Below are 836 nucleotides of genomic sequence, written 5' to 3' on the forward strand. Positions count from 1 at the left end.
TCTCGAAACAGGTGGCACGGATCAGGTCGCGCACCGTTTCCTTATTGATTCCCTCGTCTTCGAGGATCAGGTTGATGTCGCGAGTGAACACGCGCTGGATGGCTCGTTGGATGTTCACGGTATCTCGTTCAGCACCACCCGAGTGATTGTGGTCATGGAACAGCGAGGCCACGGCCAGAGCCTTCAGATCGCCCTGCACGAGGTAGTGGTTGCTGGCCTTGGGCCGAAGCGAGTTTTCGTTTGTGGCCACCACATGGGACCAGTACACGACATGCAGTTCATGCTGAAGGTTGTGGTACGGGTTATTCATGTGCAGGCCATGACCTGCCGCTTGCAGCAGATAGTCGGCGTTTGCGCGATCACTAAACAATGAACGTAGAATGGACGGAGCTTCGTATTGCGGTTCGATATCAAACATCAGATTCTTCCTCTTCTTCAGGCAGGTGAACGATGCCGGTGTTCGGCGTCACGTGAAATGCCTTGTCATCAAACAAGGCAATCATCATATAGTCTTTCTGGCACGTGGCCTCAAGGCGCGTGCCAATGTGTTCTTCAGACCAGTCCCCCAGAAACTGGTGGATTGCTTCCAGCTCTTCATCAGTCTGATCCGGATGCAGGCCTACACGTGCTGTCATGATCTTGACTGTATGGCCCTGCTTGATTAGGTTTTGGACAAACGCCACCATCGGTGCGATGGGCGGCCCAGCGTGTAGAGGTCCTTCCCAACCGCTTTCATCCGATGCTAGCGTTCCATCAGAGTCAACGCCAATCCACGCTATGCTCATGTTCCCTCCGAACGGACGATTGCCATTGACGCGACTGTGGCTGTGTTGATC

Annotated in this window: 2 protein-coding genes; both read right to left on the minus strand. The window is 54.1% G+C overall.

The window, feature by feature from the left end:
• On the minus strand, positions 1-418 hold a 418-nt coding region (locus AC1RPN_RS07910; RefSeq protein ID WP_481763670.1), incomplete at its 3' end, for a hypothetical protein.
• The coding region (locus tag AC1RPN_RS07915; protein WP_481763671.1) for a hypothetical protein at positions 411-836 on the minus strand (426 nt) is incomplete at its 5' end. The genes AC1RPN_RS07910 and AC1RPN_RS07915, both read right to left, overlap by 8 nt.

It is taken from the genome of Dellaglioa sp. CoH-57-MRSF-20, from assembly GCF_056781955.1.